At 36.4% G+C, this 16,436-nt stretch carries 17 protein-coding genes; 12 read left to right on the forward strand and 5 right to left on the reverse strand.

Going from position 1 to position 16,436, the window contains the following annotated elements; all coding sequences use genetic code 11:
* Positions 1-105: 105 nt before the first annotated feature.
* The 3 genes from truA to def are packed head-to-tail and all read right to left on the reverse strand — an operon-like array spanning position 106 to position 2,310.
* A complete protein-coding gene (gene truA / locus BA1379B_RS06460; RefSeq protein WP_035005470.1) occupies positions 106-849 on the reverse strand; it encodes a tRNA pseudouridine(38-40) synthase TruA in 744 nt (247 codons plus the stop codon).
* A 1-nt stretch (position 850) separates the two neighbouring features.
* Positions 851-1,780 carry a methionyl-tRNA formyltransferase gene (fmt, locus tag BA1379B_RS06465; RefSeq protein WP_035005472.1) on the reverse strand — a complete coding sequence of 310 codons (930 nt, stop codon included), beginning with the start codon at positions 1,778-1,780 and terminating at the stop codon, positions 851-853.
* On the reverse strand, positions 1,780-2,310 hold the full coding sequence (gene def, locus BA1379B_RS06470) for a peptide deformylase (protein ID WP_078673476.1): 531 nt from the start codon (positions 2,308-2,310) through the stop codon (positions 1,780-1,782). The genes fmt and def overlap by 1 nt, the downstream gene beginning before the upstream one ends.
* Positions 2,311-2,411: 101 nt before the next feature.
* On the opposite strand from def, the gene BA1379B_RS06475 reads away from it, so the two are divergent.
* Positions 2,412-3,590 carry a DNA recombination protein RmuC gene (locus tag BA1379B_RS06475; protein WP_035005474.1) on the forward strand — a complete coding sequence of 393 codons (1,179 nt, stop codon included), beginning with the start codon at positions 2,412-2,414 and terminating at the stop codon, positions 3,588-3,590.
* A 102-nt stretch (positions 3,591-3,692) separates the two neighbouring features.
* Positions 3,693-4,280, forward strand: a complete 588-nt coding sequence (locus BA1379B_RS06480; protein ID WP_035006628.1) for a transglycosylase SLT domain-containing protein — start codon at positions 3,693-3,695, stop codon at positions 4,278-4,280.
* A 188-nt stretch (positions 4,281-4,468) separates the two neighbouring features.
* On the opposite strand, the gene BA1379B_RS06485 is transcribed toward BA1379B_RS06480, so the two are convergent.
* Positions 4,469-4,720 (reverse strand): DUF1150 family protein, encoded by a 252-nt coding sequence (locus BA1379B_RS06485; protein WP_078692525.1) that lies wholly within the window; start codon positions 4,718-4,720, stop codon positions 4,469-4,471.
* A 458-nt stretch (positions 4,721-5,178) separates the two neighbouring features.
* On the opposite strand from BA1379B_RS06485, the gene nth reads away from it, so the two are divergent.
* The 10 genes from nth to BA1379B_RS06535 all read left to right on the forward strand — a co-directional run bounded on the left by nth (position 5,179) and on the right by BA1379B_RS06535 (position 14,779).
* Positions 5,179-5,919 (forward strand): endonuclease III, encoded by a 741-nt coding sequence (gene nth, locus BA1379B_RS06490; RefSeq protein ID WP_078673478.1) that lies wholly within the window; start codon positions 5,179-5,181, stop codon positions 5,917-5,919.
* A 142-nt stretch (positions 5,920-6,061) separates the two neighbouring features.
* Positions 6,062-6,265, forward strand: a complete 204-nt coding sequence (gene rpmI / locus BA1379B_RS06495) for a 50S ribosomal protein L35 (RefSeq protein WP_035005477.1) — start codon at positions 6,062-6,064, stop codon at positions 6,263-6,265.
* Between the two features lie 30 nt (positions 6,266-6,295).
* Positions 6,296-6,697 (forward strand): 50S ribosomal protein L20, encoded by a 402-nt coding sequence (rplT, locus tag BA1379B_RS06500; protein ID WP_035005479.1) that lies wholly within the window; start codon positions 6,296-6,298, stop codon positions 6,695-6,697.
* 92 nt (positions 6,698-6,789) lie between these two features.
* Entirely contained in the window at positions 6,790-7,881 is a 1,092-nt protein-coding gene (gene pheS / locus BA1379B_RS06505) for a phenylalanine--tRNA ligase subunit alpha (protein ID WP_078692526.1), read from the forward strand.
* Between the two features lie 31 nt (positions 7,882-7,912).
* Positions 7,913-10,327 carry a phenylalanine--tRNA ligase subunit beta gene (gene pheT, locus BA1379B_RS06510; RefSeq protein WP_078692527.1) on the forward strand — a complete coding sequence of 805 codons (2,415 nt, stop codon included), beginning with the start codon at positions 7,913-7,915 and terminating at the stop codon, positions 10,325-10,327.
* Between the two features lie 177 nt (positions 10,328-10,504).
* Positions 10,505-11,413, forward strand: a complete 909-nt coding sequence (locus BA1379B_RS06515) for a metal ABC transporter substrate-binding protein (protein WP_078673481.1) — start codon at positions 10,505-10,507, stop codon at positions 11,411-11,413.
* A complete protein-coding gene (locus tag BA1379B_RS06520) occupies positions 11,410-12,237 on the forward strand; it encodes a manganese/iron ABC transporter ATP-binding protein (protein ID WP_078692528.1) in 828 nt (275 codons plus the stop codon). Before BA1379B_RS06515 ends, BA1379B_RS06520 begins: the two co-directional genes overlap by 4 nt.
* On the forward strand, positions 12,234-13,097 hold the full coding sequence (locus BA1379B_RS06525) for a metal ABC transporter permease (protein ID WP_035005488.1): 864 nt from the start codon (positions 12,234-12,236) through the stop codon (positions 13,095-13,097). The genes BA1379B_RS06520 and BA1379B_RS06525 overlap by 4 nt, the downstream gene beginning before the upstream one ends.
* Positions 13,094-13,999: a metal ABC transporter permease gene (locus BA1379B_RS06530; protein ID WP_078692529.1), complete on the forward strand. Its 906-nt coding sequence runs from the start codon at positions 13,094-13,096 to the stop codon at positions 13,997-13,999. Before BA1379B_RS06525 ends, BA1379B_RS06530 begins: the two co-directional genes overlap by 4 nt.
* Positions 14,000-14,392: 393 nt before the next feature.
* The gene (locus BA1379B_RS06535; protein ID WP_078692530.1) at positions 14,393-14,779 is read left to right on the forward strand and encodes a YbaN family protein; all 387 of its coding nucleotides are present in this window, start codon (positions 14,393-14,395) and stop codon (positions 14,777-14,779) included.
* A 285-nt stretch (positions 14,780-15,064) separates the two neighbouring features.
* Here the strand turns inward: BA1379B_RS06535 and pncB are convergent, their stop codons facing one another.
* A complete protein-coding gene (gene pncB, locus BA1379B_RS06540; RefSeq protein WP_078692531.1) occupies positions 15,065-16,369 on the reverse strand; it encodes a nicotinate phosphoribosyltransferase in 1,305 nt (434 codons plus the stop codon).
* Positions 16,370-16,436 lie beyond the last annotated feature (67 nt).

Genomic DNA, 16,436 nt, shown 5'->3' on the forward strand with positions numbered 1-16,436 from the left:
GTTTCTCAATTCGATACTTGATCTTCATTGATGACAATCTCTAAATTTTTTTATAAAGTTCTTGGCTATTATTAATAGCTCGTGAAAACAATTTTAATAAAGCAGTTAATAGTCAACTTTCATCAGATAAAGTCCTGAGGGAGGAGCTACGACACCACAGCGGGCCCGATTTCTCGCGTGAAGAGCTGCTTCGAGATCTTCAGCTGTCCAACGTCCAATACCAACTTCCATCAAGCTTCCTGCAAATGAACGAATTTGATGATGAAGAAAAGAACGAGCCTGTGCATAAAGGAAAATTTCATCTCCTTCTCTTTGAATGTCTAAGCGTTCAAGAGTACGGACAGGACTTTTTGCTTGGCAATAAGCTGATCGGAAAGTGGTAAAATCATGCTGCCCTACAAGTTTTTGAGCTGCTTTATGCATAGCATCGGCATCTAGTGGTTTTGGTAACCACCAAACACGTTTAGTATTGAGAGCTGGTGGTGAGCGGCGATTGAGAATTTTAAAAAGATAGTGGCGTTTAGTCGCACAAAATCGCGCGTCAAAGTTATCAGGAACATTCTGAACATTGAGAACAGCAATATCTTCGCCTTGTTTCTGCAAATGAGCATTGAGAGCATCACGTACAGTATTCGTATTCCAATTTTTCTCAAAATCAATGTGAGCAACTTGTCCCATAGCGTGGACTCCAGCATCGGTTCTTCCAGCTGTAGTGATAGTTAGTTTTTGTCCGCTAAAGTGAAAAATAGCGTTTTCAATGGAACCTTGTATAGTACGAAGATTCTTCTGGCGTTGCCAGCCAGCATAATTGGAGCCATCATATTCAAGAGTGAGTTTAAAGCGTACCATATTAGAAAACTGCAGAAATATTAGCTCCTCGCAAAAATGTTGCGCGATCAAGAAGTTTTCCACCGGATCTTTGTAGATGAGTTATTTCTATACATCCTTGTCCACAGTGAATAATCAATTGCTCTGGTTCTATTTTTCCAATTTCGATAGATCTTTTCTCTATTAAGCGACTTCCGAGAATTTTCACTCGTTCTTGTTTTCCATTGATATTCATGTTGCACCAACAACCAGGAGTGGGAGAAAGAGCGCAGATGTGTTTATGAATGAATTTGGCAGACTGCGTCCAATCAATTTGAGTTTCTTCTTTTTTGATTTTAACAGCATAGGTTACTCCTTTTGATGATTGTGGAGTAAGTTTCAGTTGATTTTTTTCGAGAGCTGATAAAGTGTCTATGATAAGTTTTGCTCCTATATGTGATAGTTTCTCTGAAAGTTCATAAGCTGTCATGTTATCAGTGATAGCAATTGAATGCGATAAAGCAATAGGTCCTGTATCTAATCCTTCATCCATTTTCATAATCATCATTCCTGTTTCCTGGTCGTTAGCCATAATTGCACGTTGAATAGGTGCAGCGCCACGCCAGCGGGGTAATAGGGAAGCGTGAGCATTAAAACAACCAAAGCGTGGTGCTTCAAGAATGGGTTTGGGCAATAATAATCCATAAGCGACAACAACAGCAACATCAACAGAAAGTTCTGCAAATTTGATTTGTTCTTCAGTTGTTTTGAGAGTTTGAGGCGTAAAAACAGGAATCGATTTCTCCTGTGCTGCAATTTGAACAGGAGAGGGAAATAATTTGAGACCACGCCGTCCTGCTGGACGAGGAGGTTGACTATAAACTGCTACAATATCATGACCAGCTTCTAATAAAGCATGGAGAATGGGTACAGAGAAATTCGGTGTTCCCATAAAGCTTAATCGTAATGCCATTATAAAGCTGCTTTCGATGTATTTTGCATTTTTGCACGTTTTTTGAATTTTCGTATTACCATATCACGTTTGGTTTTTGAAATGTGGTCAATAAAAAGACACCCATTTAAATGATCAATTTCGTGTTGTAAGCAAGTAGCTAAAAGATCATTTGCTTCAATTTCTACTTGTTTTCCTTCACGATCTCTATAGCACATGCGGAGGCATTTGGGACGTTCAACTTCTGCAAAATAGTCAGGAATAGAAAGGCAACCTTCTTTATAAACGCTCCGTTCATCTGATACCCATAAAATTTCTGGATTAATAATAACAAGCGGATTTTTAGGAGCATCTTTTGAGTGGATATCTACAACTAACATCCGTAATGGTACACCAACTTGAACAGCTGCAAGTCCGATACCTTGGGCGTTATACATAGTTTCTAGCATATCATCAGCTAATTTTTGAATAATTGGATCAATACGCTCAACTGGCTTTGAAACTTCACGTAAAATAGGATCAGGTAAAATAACTAAAGACTTTATTGACATAATAAATAGTTTTACAAATCGATGTTTAATTTATTAAAAGTAAGTATTGAAATTGAATAAGCGCATGTATTTTTTTGCGATAAAACCACTATATTATTCTTATGTTTGATTCGCTTTTTTTAATAATGCCCTTTGGTAAGCACTATAGTCAACTGGTCGTTTTCTTTGTTCTAGTTTGTGGAGTGCTTTTAATTATCATACATAATAACCGGAAAAGAACCATTTGGGAACGTGACGTGGCTGAACGTGCTCGTGAGGCGCAAACACAGATGGCTGCACTGTTGCGAACACAAGTTGAAATGCAAGGGCGTATGCAAACAATGGCAGAGATTTTTAGTCAAAGGCAGTTTGAATTGAATCAATCGATTTGTGAACAACTTAATGGAATGAGAACTAATTTAGGGCAGACTCTTCAGGTGCAAACTAAGTCTACTTATGAGAACTTGACTCGTTTACAAGAACGTTTGGCAGTGATAGATGCAGCACAGAATAATATTCAATCGCTTACTGGACAGGTTGTTCAATTACAAGCTATTTTAAATAATAAGCAAACACGAGGTGCTTTTGGACAGGGACGGATGGAGGCAATTATTTCTGATGCTTTACCATCTAGTGCTTACGTTTTTCAAACTACTCTTTCAAATGGAAAACGACCAGATTGTCTTATTTATATGCCTAATAAGGCACCAGCTCTTGTTATTGATGCTAAATTTCCTTTGGAGGCTTGGAATGCAATGCGTGAGGCATCATCATCTCAAGAACGTCAGGAAGCTGAACGCCAATTTCGTAATGATATGGATGTTCATATTCGCGATATTACGAAAAAATATTTAATTCCTGGGGAAACACATGATACAGCCTTTCTTTTTGTGCCATCAGAATCGATTTTTGCCACAATCTATGAGGATTTTGAGTCATTAGTGCAAAAGGCTAATCGAGCACATGTGATTATTGTATCGCCTTCTTTATTAATGTTATCTGTTCAAGTTGTACAAACTATTATGAAAGATGCAAGGATGCGTGAACAAGCGCATTTAATCCAGTCAGAAGTAGTAAGATTAATGGAAGATTTTGAACGAATGAATATACGTGTTCGCTCTTTACAGAAACATTTTTATAAAACGAGTGAAGATATTGAAGCAATTTTAACATCATCCTCTAAAATTATGAAGCGAGCTAATCGCATTGAAGCTTTTGAATTAAAAGAAAATGATTCTATATCAAAATCAACAGCAGTACATTCTCAGTCACAAACCCTACACTTAGATGATAAGGAATAAAAGAAAGGTATCAAAATATCATATTGATTTTTTTTATTTGTAAATTTAATTAAAGTTTTTAATAATGTTTCATTTAGTTTTTAGGATTAAGGAAAACAGTTGATAGGGCGCTTTTTTTTATTAGGCGGGTGTTTGTTTCTGTTGGGAAGTTGTTCTATAAAACCTCCTGTACAGATTAACAACGCTTGCGCTATTTTAGCTCAAAAAGATAGTTTTTTTAATAATTGGAGAAAAGCCGCTAAAAATGCGGAGTTACTTCATGGAATTCCTATGCCTATTATTCTTGCAACTATTCGTATAGAATCAAATTTTCGGCATAATGCACGTCCTCCACGTAAAAAACTTCTCGGTTTTATTCCATGGAAGCGCCCTTCAACCGCTTACGGTTATGCTCAAGCGCTTGATGAAACATGGGATCATTATGTTCGTTCTACAGGAAAAGTTTTTGCGTGGCGTACTAATTTCGCGGATACAGCAGATTTTATTGCTTGGTATCATCGTCAAAGTGTTCGACGTAATAACATTAGCCCAAATGATGCCTATAATCTCTATTTAAATTATCATATGGGACATGGTGCTTATGCACGTTACAGGGGTCCTTCATCTGCTAATATTGCAAAAAAAGCAAAATATGTGGAATCACTTTCTAGACTTTATAATCAGCAATTAAAAGCATGTGGACGGCGCTAAAAGCACTATGAGATTTTTTTATCATACCTATTGTAGTGATTGCTGAGAATATGGATATAAATCGTCTCTAATCCCTATTTTTAAGTTTTAGAATAATATTTCTTTTGCTGTGTTTACTTCTATTATAGAGCAATTTTTATCGAATTCTGGTTTGTTATTGAGGAATAATCCAGAATTTTAAAACGAGTCTATTGAAGCGTTACAATTTGTAGTTCATGCTCATTAGCACCTGCAAGAGCTATGGAACGCTCATCGGATAAAATAATTGGGTGACCCGTTTCTCCGAAGAGAGCCCATATCGTAATGCCTGGAATCATTGGTGGAAGATCTGGAAAATTTTTGGCTAGATCATCTGTACAAACTTCTTTTAAGTAAGCAATTTGTCGCGCATCAGGAAAGATCGTATTTTGTAACGGTAAAATTTGTTTACACTCTTTCATTGTATTGATCCTTTATGCATTACCTTCTATTACTTTGATTGCTACTGGTTTTGATTTTAATTATGATTATAAAGATTAATAGATAAAAGACAATTTTTCAACTCAGCATTTGTAATATGTATTATTCCTAGTAAGAAAAGATACATTGAAATTGGATTGACCAAATTATAAAATAAATACTGATATTTTTAGTTTTTTTGTGCTTCACTAAATAATCAGTTGAGTGCTTTTATTAAGATCACTGATCTTAAATTTAATAACAGATAAAAGACATGTATATAATTTTATAATTATTTTAACGAAAACAATTAACTTTACAGATATATTGTCATGTTTTTTGATTATCTACAATTTAAAAAAGTAAATACGATAGATATATATCGTTGTGGTAATTTTATAAGGCAGCCATTGAGCAAAATGAAACAAAAACGTTGGAAAAGAAGATCTAATAGAGTGTAATGACTGAAAAAGTGATCAAATCATTAGAGGTATACAAAAATACTAAGACAATTTATGGAGAGGATGAAATTGCAGAAATATTTCGTCGTTTTTCTGTTCAGCGTCCTACACCTAGGAGTGATCTTAATTATACCAATGTTTTCACTCTTTTGGTTGCGGTTGTTCTGTCTGCTCAAACTACGGATGCGAGTGTTAACAAAGTTACAAAAAAATTGTTTTGCTTTGCTGATCGACCAGAAAAAATGATTACATTAGGAAAAGAAGGAATTGCACAGCATATTCGTTCGATTGGTCTTTGGCGTGCAAAAGCGCATAATGTTTATGCACTTTGTTGTCGTTTGATTGATCAATATGGTGGACAAGTTCCTGATAATCGTGAAGCACTTATGACACTCCCTGGTGTAGGACGTAAAACTGCGAATGTTGTTTTGAACATTGCTTTTGGACAGCCTACTATGGCAGTGGATACGCATATTTTGCGTCTTGGAAATCGTCTTGGTTTAGCATCAGGAAAAACACCGGAAGAGGTCGAAGAAAAATTAGTAAAAATTATTCCAGATTGTTATCTACAGTATGCGCATCATTGGCTCATTTTACATGGACGTTATATTTGCAAGGCGCGTAAAGTAGAATGTGTACAGTGCATCATTGCAGATCTCTGCAAAGCGGCGATTAAAACGAATGCGGTTCCAGCACCTTTAGTTGAAGTTAAAGGCAATGGAGCTCCAGTTTTTTTTTAACACGGACTTGCTATTTTATGTATACTGGCTTATGAAAATGCAATCAGAACTTCCCGGCAGGGCATGCCGTGGCTGTTCAAATGTTTACTCGAGCTTTGATCAGCTTGATCGAATTTAAACGTATAACGTATGGAGTAACGAAATGCCCAAAATGAAAACAAAATCATCTGCTAAAAAGCGATTTAAAGTTACTGCGACAGGCAAAGTTAAAGCAGCTGCTGCAGGTAAACGGCATGGTATGATTAAACGTTCTAATAAGTTTATTCGTGATGCACGTGGAATGATGGTATTGGCTGAACCAGATGCTAAAAAAGTTATTCAGTGTTATTTACCAAATGGCCTTTAAGCCTTGCTTTGATTTTGTAGGAGATTATTTATGGCACGTGTGAAAAGAGGTGTTGTAGCTCACGCTAAGCACAAGAAGGTTCTCAAACAGGCTAAAGGTTTTTATGGTCGTCGTAAAAACACAATTCGTGCAGCTAAAGCAGCAGTTGACCGTTCAAAGCAATATGCTTATCGTGATCGTAAAAACAGAAAACGTACTTTTCGTGCTTTGTGGATTCAAAGAATCAATGCTGCTGTTCGTGTAGAGGGCTTGACTTATGGGCGTTTTATTGATGGTTTAACAAAGGCTGGTATTGAGATAGATCGTAAGATTCTCTCTGATATAGCTATTTATGATCCAACAGTATTTATTGCTTTGGTAGATTCTGCAAAGAAAGCTTTAGAGTATTTAAAAGACACAACGCCCAATGCTTTTGAAAGCGCTGTCAAGTAGCCAGCTGCGTTCTCTTTAGGCATTCATTTATTCGAGATTCCGCGCTGGTTATTACTGGTGCGGTTTTTTTATTGAAAAAATAGGCAGAAATTATGAACGATAACGATATTGAGCATTTGGAACAAAAAATTTGTTGTGCTTTAGAAGCAGCGAATGATGAACAAACACTTGAAGCAGTGCGTATTAGAGCTTTAGGGAAGAAGGGGAGCATTTCTGAAAAATTAAAGACATTAGGCAATATGAGTGCTGATGAGCGGCATAAACTAGGCCCGGCACTTAATGGATTAAAAAAACGCGTGTTAGAATTATGGATGCAAAAGCGTGATGCTCTCAAAAATCAAGCAATGGCTATACGTCTTTCTAATGAAACCGTTGATGTCACTTTACCTGTTCGTTCATCACCTATAGAGCGGGGCCGTATTCATCCTATTTCACAGGTGATTGATGAAATTGTAACCATTTATACGGATCTGGGTTTCTCTATTGCAGAAGGGCCAGATATTGAAACGGATTATTATAATTTTACTGTGTTAAATTTTCCTGAAGGTCATCCCGCACGTGAGATGCATGATACCTTCTTTTTTGATGTTGATGAAATGGGAAATCGAAAATTGTTGCGTACACATACATCACCGGTGCAAATTCGTGTGATGGAAAAAAAACAGACACCGATACGTATTATTATTCCTGGAAAAACATATCGTATGGATTCTGATGCAACTCATTCACCAATGTTTCACCAGGTAGAAGGATTAGTGATTGATAAAGTTTCTAACATTGCACATATGATGTGGCTTCATGAAACTTTTTGTAAATCCTTTTTTGAAGTACCTGCGGTAAAGATGCGTTTTCGCCCTTCTTTCTTTCCTTTTACTGAGCCTTCTATGGAAGTGGACATTCAATGTGATCGTTCTGGTTTGGAAGTAAAATTTGGCGAAGGTCGTGATTGGTTAGAAATTTTAGGATGTGGAATGGTGCATCCTCATGTTTTGGGGAATGCTGGTTTTGATCCGGATGAATATCAAGGCTTTGCATGGGGAATGGGTATTGATCGTATTGCTATGTTAAAATATGGTATGCCTGATTTACGAGCTTTTTTTGATGCTGATGTTCGTTGGTTAAATCATTATGGTTTTCGCTGTTTTGACATCTCTCTTTTATTTTCTGGTTTAAATAGTGTGTGATCTTATAGCCGTTGTCGTGTGAGGTTTGAAAATGAAGTTTACATTATCTTGGTTAAAAGATCACTTAGAGACAAGTGCGTCTTTGGATGAAATTTGCGATAAACTGGTAGCAATTGGCCTTGAGGTTGATCATATTGAAGATCGTTCTTCTTTAGCCGGTTTTGTAATTGCAAAAGTTTTAACTGCTATTAAACATCCTGATGCGGATAAATTACAGGTTTTATCAGTAGATATAGGGTCTGATTCGCCTATCCAAGTTGTATGTGGTGCGTCAAATGCACGTCCTGGACTTGTTGGTGTTCTTGCGTTGCCAGGCACTTATGTTCCTGGACTTGATGTGACATTATCTGTAGGGAAAATTCGTGGTGTTGAAAGTTTTGGTATGATGTGCTCACAAGCAGAGCTTGGTTTATTCGATGAGGATTGTGGGATTATTGAACTTTCGAAAGATGCACCTATTGGGATGTCATTTGTAACTTATGCAGGATTAGATGACCCAGTGATTGATATTGGTTTAACACCTAATCGCTCTGATTGTACAGGTGTTAGAGGAATTGCGCGTGATTTGGCTGCAACTGGAATTGGAAGATTAAAAAAATTATCTTTACCACAACTGTCTTCGTTTTTTGAAACATCAGTTCAAGTATCTTTGAATTATCCGCAGGACTTATCATTATGCTCAGGTTTTTCTTGGTGTGAGATTCGCAATGTACAAAATGGCAGGTCGCCGCAATGGATGCAACAGCGTTTGAATGCTATTGGTTTGCGATCAATAAATGCCTTGATTGATATAACAAATTATATCAGTTTTGATTTCGGTCGTCCCCTTCATGTTTTTGATGCGGATAAGCTTAAGGGGAAATTGAGCGTCCGTCTTGGTCGTGAGGGTGAACAATTTCAAGCATTAAATGGTAAAGTTTACAATTTAGGTCTTGAAAATTGTGTTATTGCGGATGAAGAGGGTGTTATTGCCATTGCCGGTATTATGGGTGGTGAAAGAACTGGTTGTGATGACAAAACACGTCGTGTCATTATTGAATCAGCGCTTTGGGATTCAAAGAATATTGCACGCACAGGTCGTTCATTAGGACTTATTAGTGATGCGCGTTACCGATTTGAACGGGGTGTTGACCCGGCTTTTATGGAATCGGGTCTTGAGATTGCTGCGGAATTAGTTTTGCGTTTTTGTGGTGGTGAAGCATCAACAACACAAGTCATTGGGTATAAAAAGCCAGAAATTAAAAAGATAGTTTTTCCATTTTCTGAAATTAAGCGTTTAACCAATTTAGAGATAGAACCAGAGCAAGCTTTTACTCTTTTGACACAACTTGGATTTGGCCTTGAAGGAAAAGGGGATGTGGTTACGGTTACAGTACCAACCTGGCGTCTTGATATTGTTGGTAAGGCTGATTTAGTAGAAGAAATCATGCGAATTTATGGATTAGATAAGATACAGCCTATACCGTTGGAAAGTTTAGCTGAAGTTAAGCAGAAAACGTTTACATTTTTGCAGATTTGTTCACATACTGCTCGTCGGATTTTAGCGTATCGAGGTATGATGGAAGCCATAACATGGTCATTTATTTCTGAAAATCAGGCATTAGCTTTTGGGGGCGGTCAGGCACAGCTTAAATTAGTGAATCCTATTGCTTTTGATATGTCTGTAATGCGTCCTTCTCTTTTACCTGGCTTACTTGTTGCTGCACAACGAAATATTGATCGTGGTTTTTCAGATTTTGCTTTGTTTGAAGTTTCCAACATTTATGAAGGTGATACACCCGATAAGCAACGGAATGTTGCTAGTGGTATTCGTTGTGGTACGGAAAAGTTTGAAGGAGGTGGACGCTTTTGGACTGGAAATGCAAAGGCAGTGGATGTTTTTGATGCTAAAGCGGATGCATTTGCTGTTTTAGAAGCATGTGGTATGGATAGCAATAAAGTGCAAATTGAAATTGGAGCACCTCATTGGTATCACCCTGGTTGTTCGGGTGTTATCAAACTTGGACCAAAGGTTATTCTTGGTTTTTTTGGTATTTTTCATCCTATTACTCTGGAAAAGTTAGGTGTAAGTGGTCCTATATGCGGTTTTGAAATTTTCCTTGATCGAATTCCAGAGCCCAAAAAAAAGGTTACTAAAATTCGTCCTTCTTTAAGTTTATCACCTTTTCAAAGGGTACGACGTGATTTCGCATTTGTTGTTGATAAAGAAGTTGCAGCCTCTCTTATTATTCGTGCTGTGAGTGGAGCGGATAAAAAACTTATTCATTCAGTACAGGTTTTTGATCTTTTTGAAGATCCAAGTCTTGGTCATGATAAAAAATCTGTTGCAATTGAAGTGACTATTCAGCCTATGGAACGGACTTTAACTGATGAAGATCTTGAAAGATTGACTTTAAAAATAATTGAGAATGTCGCGAAAACAACAGGCGCATATTTGCGTCATTAATTATTATATTGTGCAGACATAGTTTTGTTTTCTTGGATATGAAACAATTCACTATTCTCTTTATTCTCTTTTTTAAAATAGCTAGAAAAGACATTATTTTTAAAATTATTGCAAAGTTAGAAATTAACTGTTATTTGTATATGATAATGCAAATCATTAGCAATAGAAAGAAAATCAATGCAACTGAAAGCTTTTTTTATCGCATGTTTTTGGGGTGTAATTCTTTTAACCCCCAGTACAGTTTTGAGCGCTGGTAAATTTAAAGCTGTTACAACTTTTACTATTATTGCCGATATGGCTCGTAATGTTGCAGGTGATGTTGCTGATGTTGAGTCAATTACCAAACCAGGTGCTGAAATTCATGAATATCAACCTACGCCACGCGATCTTATGCGAGCTCAAGGAGCTAACCTTATCTTATGGAATGGTTTAGAATTAGAACTTTGGTTTGAGAGATTTTTTCAAAATATCAAGGATGTTCCAAGTGTAGTTGTTTCAGAAGGTATTGCGACTATCAAAATTGGAGATGGGCCTTTTAGCGGTAAACCCAATCCTCATGCGTGGATGTCACCAATCTCTGCCTTGATTTATGTTGATAATATTCGTGATGCTTTTATAAAATATGATCCTAAGCATGCTGCTATTTATAATAAGAATGCTGAAGTTTATAAACAAAAAATTCGCTTGAGCATTGACCCAATTAAAGCTGAGTTGCAAACAATACCAGAAGATAAGCGTTGGCTTGTAACAAGTGAAGGTGCGTTTAGTTATTTGGCTCGTGATTTTGGTTTGAAAGAACTCTATTTATGGCCTATTAATGCTGATCAGCAAGGGACACCGCAGCAAATTAAGCGTGTCATTGACACAGTTCGGAAATATAATATTCCGGTTGTTTTTTCTGAAAGCACTGTTTCTGCTGCGCCTGCCAAACAGGTGGCAAGGGAAACAGGGGCTAAGTATGGGGGTGTTCTTTATGTTGATTCACTGAGTAGTAAGGATGGTGAGGTTCCTACTTATATTGATTTATTACGTGTTACGAGTGCACGTATTACTAAGGCTTTGTCAGATGAGGTAAGAAGCCGATGACTGAGTCTGGAATATCTGTCCAAGATGTATCTGTGACTTATCGTAACGGGCATACAGCTTTGCGAGAAGTGAGTTTTGAAAGTCCTATGGGTTCTATTTCTGCATTGATTGGGGTTAATGGATCAGGGAAGTCTACATTATTTAAAGCTATTATGGGATTTGTAAAACCTTCAAAGGGGAAGATTTGCATTTTAGGTTTGTCAGTTAAAAAGGCTTTGAAACAAAATCTTATTGCATATGTTCCCCAAAGTGAGGATATTGATTGGGACTTTCCTGTTCTCGTTGAAGATGTTGTTCTGATGGGACGATATGGTCATATGAATTTTTTTCGCTATGCTCGAAAACAAGATCATGAAGCTGTTCGTATTGCGTTAGAACGTGTCGATATGTTGCCATTTGCTAAACGTCAGATTGGTGAGCTGTCTGGTGGACAAAAGAAACGCGTTTTTTTGGCACGTGCTCTTGCGCAACAAGCAAAAGCGATTTTACTCGATGAACCCTTTACAGGAGTTGATATCAAAACAGAGGATAAAATTATCACTTTGTTACAAGATTTGCGTAAAGAAGGTGCTGTTATATTAGTCTCGACTCACAATTTAGATTCCGTTACTGAATTTTGTGATCGAACGATTTTAATCAAGGGAACGGTTGTCGCTTCTGGAATAACAGAAGTGGTTTTTACACAAAAAAATCTTGAAAATTTTTTTGGTGGTTCTCTGCGTCATCATTATGCTGGTTCCCAAAATGCACAAAAAAATGATATTGCCACAGATGATAAGTCTTTATTTCATGATTGCAATCAAAAGCTGGAGCATATTTTATGATTCCTTGGTTGCTTGAACCTTTTGCCTATCAATATATGATTAATGCAATGTGGGTTTCAGGGTTAGTTGGCTGTGTTTGTGCCTTTCTTTCTGCTTTTTTAATGTTAAAAGGTTGGTCATTGATTGGTGATGCGCTTTCCCATTCGATTGTTCCTGGAGTTGCTGGTGCTTATCTTTTGGGACTCCCTTTTTCATTTGGAGCTTTTTTTTCTGGTGGGCTTGCTGCTGCGGCAATGTTATTTTTAAATTATCGAACAAAGCTAAAAGAAGATACAATTATTGGTTTAATTTTTTCTTCCTTTTTTGCATTTGGATTGTTCCTGAAATCATTAAGACCAATGTCTGTTAATATTGATACAATTGTTCTTGGAAATGTTTTAGCAGTTAGTTCATCAGATATTATGCAGTTAGCTTGTATTGGGTTCTTTTCTCTTTTTATATTGTGTATGAAATGGAAAGACTTGTTGGTTTTTTTATTTGATGAGAGTCATGCGCGCGCTATTGGACTAAATGTTACGCTATTAAAAATTCTCTTTTTTACACTTCTTGCTGCTTGTACTGTTGCGGCTATGCAAACAGTAGGAGCTTTTTTAGTGATTTGTCTTGTAATTACACCGGGGGCAACGGCTTATTTTTTAAGTGATCGTTTTGTAAATCTTTTGATCATTGCAGTTATGATTGGAACCTTTACAAGTATCTTGGGTGTTTATATGAGTTATTTTTTGAATGCGCAAACTGGTGGTGTTGTTGTACTTTTTCAAACGTTTTTATTTATAGTCGCCTTTATTTTTGCTCCTAAACACGGTTACATTGCTGCACGCTTACGTGTGAGAGCAGCAAAAAGGTGTGGTGACATATGATTGATCAATTGCTACTTCCTTTTCAGTTCTCTTTTATGATTAAAGGGATGATGATTACCATTATTTTGGCTATTCCAATGGCTCTACTTTCTTGTTTCCTTATTTTAAAGGGATGGGCTCTTTTAGGAGATGCAATTTCTCACGCAGTCTTTCCTGGAGTAGTTGTTGGATATATGGCAACGCCATGGGCTATGACATTTTTGTCTTCTATGCCGTTTCTTTGGTTTCATGATGTACGTCCTGCTAATGTCACAATGACTTTGATTGCTTGTGGTGCTTTTTTAGCAGGTATGATTTGTGCCATTGTAACAGGTTTCTTAGGGAATAACAGTCGGATTAAACAGGACACTGTTATGGGCGTTGTGTTTTCATCCATGTTTGGTTTAGGGCTTGTTTTAACAACAGCAATATATAGCGATTTAGATTTAAATCATATTTTATTTGGTAATCTTTTAGGTGTTAATTGGCTTGATATTACGCAAACAACAATAATTTCTGTTATTGTTACGATGGTTTTAGGTATAAAATGGCGTGATTTTATGTTGTACGTTTTTGATTCAGTTCAAGGACGTGCAATAGGGTTATCAATATCGGTGCTTCATTATACTTTTTTAGCAATGATTTCTCTGACAATTGTTTCTGCGTTGCAGGCGGTTGGAATTATTTTAGTTATTTCTTTATTAATTGCACCAGGTGCTATTGCTTATCTCCTTACTAAGCATTTTTTTTCTATGCTTTTAATTGCTGTATTTATTGCAGTGTGTTCCAGTTTTCTAGGAATTTATCTCAGCTTATTTATTGGTTCTGATTCTGCTGCTACAATTGTATTGATTTTAACAATTATTTTTATTGTTATTTTTATATCCACTTCCTTTCGTCAGAGTACAGTTCAAAAAATTTAAATGTAATGGAAATTACGCATAGCAGCTATGCATTTTTGTATGTTGTTTCTAGCATATGTTTTCACTAAATAAAGGAGAGCTAGGTCATTTTCCTCCTAATGTCTAGTGGATGAATGCAGTATTACTCCTCCCAACGCTGCATTCGTAATTACAAGGCTGCATTGATTTATCATGCAGCCTTTTTTTGGGAATTCTCTAAAAGAGTTAATTTTTATTGTTTGAAAACTTTAAAATTATTATCATATTGTATAGATTGTTCTTTGTTTTGGAAAACAATTATTCCTGAGAGTGCATTAGGTTAATGTATTATTTAGAGAGATGATGATCTATTAAATTTCGTAATAACAATATTTTGCATAATAGTATCTGAGTAAGAAAAAACAGCTATAAATAATGAAGAAAGATTTTAAGATATCTAGCCCTCTCCGTATTTGCTATTCTATATTAGGATGGGCAATGATTGTATTAGGTTTTATCGGTATCGTTTTACCTATTATGCCTACAGTACCCTTTTTATTAGTCGCTTCATGGTGTTTTGCTCGTTCATCGCCACGTTTTCATCATTGGTTGTGTAATCACAGAATTTTTGGTTCTCCTATTAAACAATGGGAGGAAAAGAAAGCTATTCCGCCATCTATCAAGATTTTTGCAGTGATAAGTATGCTAGGGGGTTTTTTATCGTTTTTGGTGATAATCCATCCAGCTTTATGGCTTATTTTATTGGTTGCAGTTATTTTATTGATGATAGCTCTTTATATTATAACGCGTCCATCTTCTTAAATATGGTCGAAATGGAAAATTTTACTAAAAGAAGTATTTTTACTTTGATTTATTTTATAAAAGTTTAGCATTTATAAATACCGAAACGGTATTTCACTTTATAAGATTTTTCAAAATATTATAAGACTGCTGCATGCATTAAAGAGAATTGTTGTATCTTGGTATTAGGAAGCGCGATTGCAACGAGGCAAGATTGGATTATAATCTTATTTTATATTTAAAAAGGAATATTTTGTCGGTTAAATTTATTGTTCAGAAGTTATTTTTATACAAATTAATTAATGGTTAAATTTTTACAGGTTTAGCAGTGCGTTGTTCATTCCCAAAAAAATTTAAGTAACGCTGTATTTCTTGTGGATCACCAATAGCTTTTTCAGGATTATCTGAAAGTTTTACAGCTGGTCGGCCATTTGCATGGGTGACTTTACAGACAAGAGAGATGGCTTCAAGATTTGGAACATTTTTAGGTGCACAATTTTCAAAATCATTAGTGAGATTAGTTCCCCATCCAAAATACATACGGACTTTGCCATGAAAGTGGTGATAAGTTTTCTCAATGGTATCTATATCTAGAGCATCGGAAAAAATTAATAATTTTTCACGTGGGTTTTTTCCTTTTTCTTGCCACCATTTGATGATTCGCTCACCTCCTTCGATCGGGGGAGCGCTGTCGGGCCTGAAGCCTGTCCAGTCTGCTACCCATTCCGGAGCATTTCGTAAAAAAGCTTCTGTGCCAAAAGCATCAGGCAATACAATTAAAAGATTACCACCATAATAACGATTCCAATCTTGTAAGACTTTATAAGATGCTTTACGTAAATCATCGTCATTGTTGGTAAGAGCAGAAATAACCATTGGTAATTCATGGGCATTTGTACCAAGAGCTTCTACATCTGTATCCATGGCGAGAAGGACATTAGAAGTGCCTGTAAAAGAATTACCAATTCCTTCTTTTAAAGCTTCAACACACCAGCGTTGCCATAAAAAGGAGTGTCGACGTCTTGTACCAAAGTCAGATATTTTAATGTCAGGCAGTTTTTTAAGTCGTTCAATTTTGCTCCACATTTTTGTTTTGGCACGAGCATAAAGTACATCAAGTGCAAAAAGACCAAGATCTTTCATAGCAGCACGTGAACGTAATTCGCTAATGATAGCGAGAGCAGGAATTTCCCACATAGAACTGTAAGCCCATGGTCCATCAAAACGAAGAATATATTGACCATCTTTGCGGGTTAGTTCATATTCTGGAAGCTGAAATTTTTCAAGCCACTGTAGAAAATCTGGTTCAAAAATTCGTTTACGTCCATAAAATGTATTACCGGCAAGCCAGATCATTTCTTTCTTAGTAAAGCGCAAGCTAAGGGCATGATCAAGTTGAGCGCGCAATTCACTTTCATCAATATCATTGGCAAGACGAATTGTTTTTGTGCGGTTTATGAGAGAAAAAGTAGCATTAACATCTGGATACAATCCCCAGATCATCTGCACCATAAGAAGTTTATAAAAATCTGTATCAAGAAGAGAACGGATGATTGGATCAAGTTTCCACGTATGGTTATAGACACGTCTAGCAATATCTGTACAATTCATGAATTTTGTTCTTTTTCGTGAAGTAAAATTTAAAACTGTTTTGCATCCTGCATCATTACAAGGAATG

This window comes from Bartonella sp. A1379B (genome assembly GCF_002022485.1).
In the GTDB taxonomy this organism is placed as follows: Bacteria; Pseudomonadota; Alphaproteobacteria; order Rhizobiales; family Rhizobiaceae; genus Bartonella; species Bartonella rochalimae.

Bases quoted from the DNA above. Each gene is read 5' to 3' on its own strand.
- truA (WP_035005470.1), bottom strand. From the start codon at position 849: ATGGTACGCTTTAAACTCACTCTTGAATATGATGGCTCCAATTATGCT.
- fmt (WP_035005472.1), bottom strand. From the start codon at position 1,780: ATGGCATTACGATTAAGCTTTATGGGAACACCGAATTTCTCTGTACCC.
- def (WP_078673476.1), bottom strand. From the start codon at position 2,310: ATGTCAATAAAGTCTTTAGTTATTTTACCTGATCCTATTTTACGTGAA.
- BA1379B_RS06475 (WP_035005474.1), top strand. From the start codon at position 2,412: ATGTTTGATTCGCTTTTTTTAATAATGCCCTTTGGTAAGCACTATAGT.
- BA1379B_RS06485 (WP_078692525.1), bottom strand. From the start codon at position 4,720: ATGAAAGAGTGTAAACAAATTTTACCGTTACAAAATACGATCTTTCCT.
- nth (WP_078673478.1), top strand. From the start codon at position 5,179: ATGACTGAAAAAGTGATCAAATCATTAGAGGTATACAAAAATACTAAG.
- rpmI (WP_035005477.1), top strand. From the start codon at position 6,062: ATGCCCAAAATGAAAACAAAATCATCTGCTAAAAAGCGATTTAAAGTT.
- rplT (WP_035005479.1), top strand. From the start codon at position 6,296: ATGGCACGTGTGAAAAGAGGTGTTGTAGCTCACGCTAAGCACAAGAAG.
- pheS (WP_078692526.1), top strand. From the start codon at position 6,790: ATGAACGATAACGATATTGAGCATTTGGAACAAAAAATTTGTTGTGCT.
- pheT (WP_078692527.1), top strand. From the start codon at position 7,913: ATGAAGTTTACATTATCTTGGTTAAAAGATCACTTAGAGACAAGTGCG.
- BA1379B_RS06515 (WP_078673481.1), top strand. From the start codon at position 10,505: ATGCAACTGAAAGCTTTTTTTATCGCATGTTTTTGGGGTGTAATTCTT.
- BA1379B_RS06520 (WP_078692528.1), top strand. From the start codon at position 11,410: ATGACTGAGTCTGGAATATCTGTCCAAGATGTATCTGTGACTTATCGT.
- BA1379B_RS06525 (WP_035005488.1), top strand. From the start codon at position 12,234: ATGATTCCTTGGTTGCTTGAACCTTTTGCCTATCAATATATGATTAAT.
- BA1379B_RS06530 (WP_078692529.1), top strand. From the start codon at position 13,094: ATGATTGATCAATTGCTACTTCCTTTTCAGTTCTCTTTTATGATTAAA.
- BA1379B_RS06535 (WP_078692530.1), top strand. From the start codon at position 14,393: ATGAAGAAAGATTTTAAGATATCTAGCCCTCTCCGTATTTGCTATTCT.
- pncB (WP_078692531.1), bottom strand. From the start codon at position 16,369: ATGAATTGTACAGATATTGCTAGACGTGTCTATAACCATACGTGGAAA.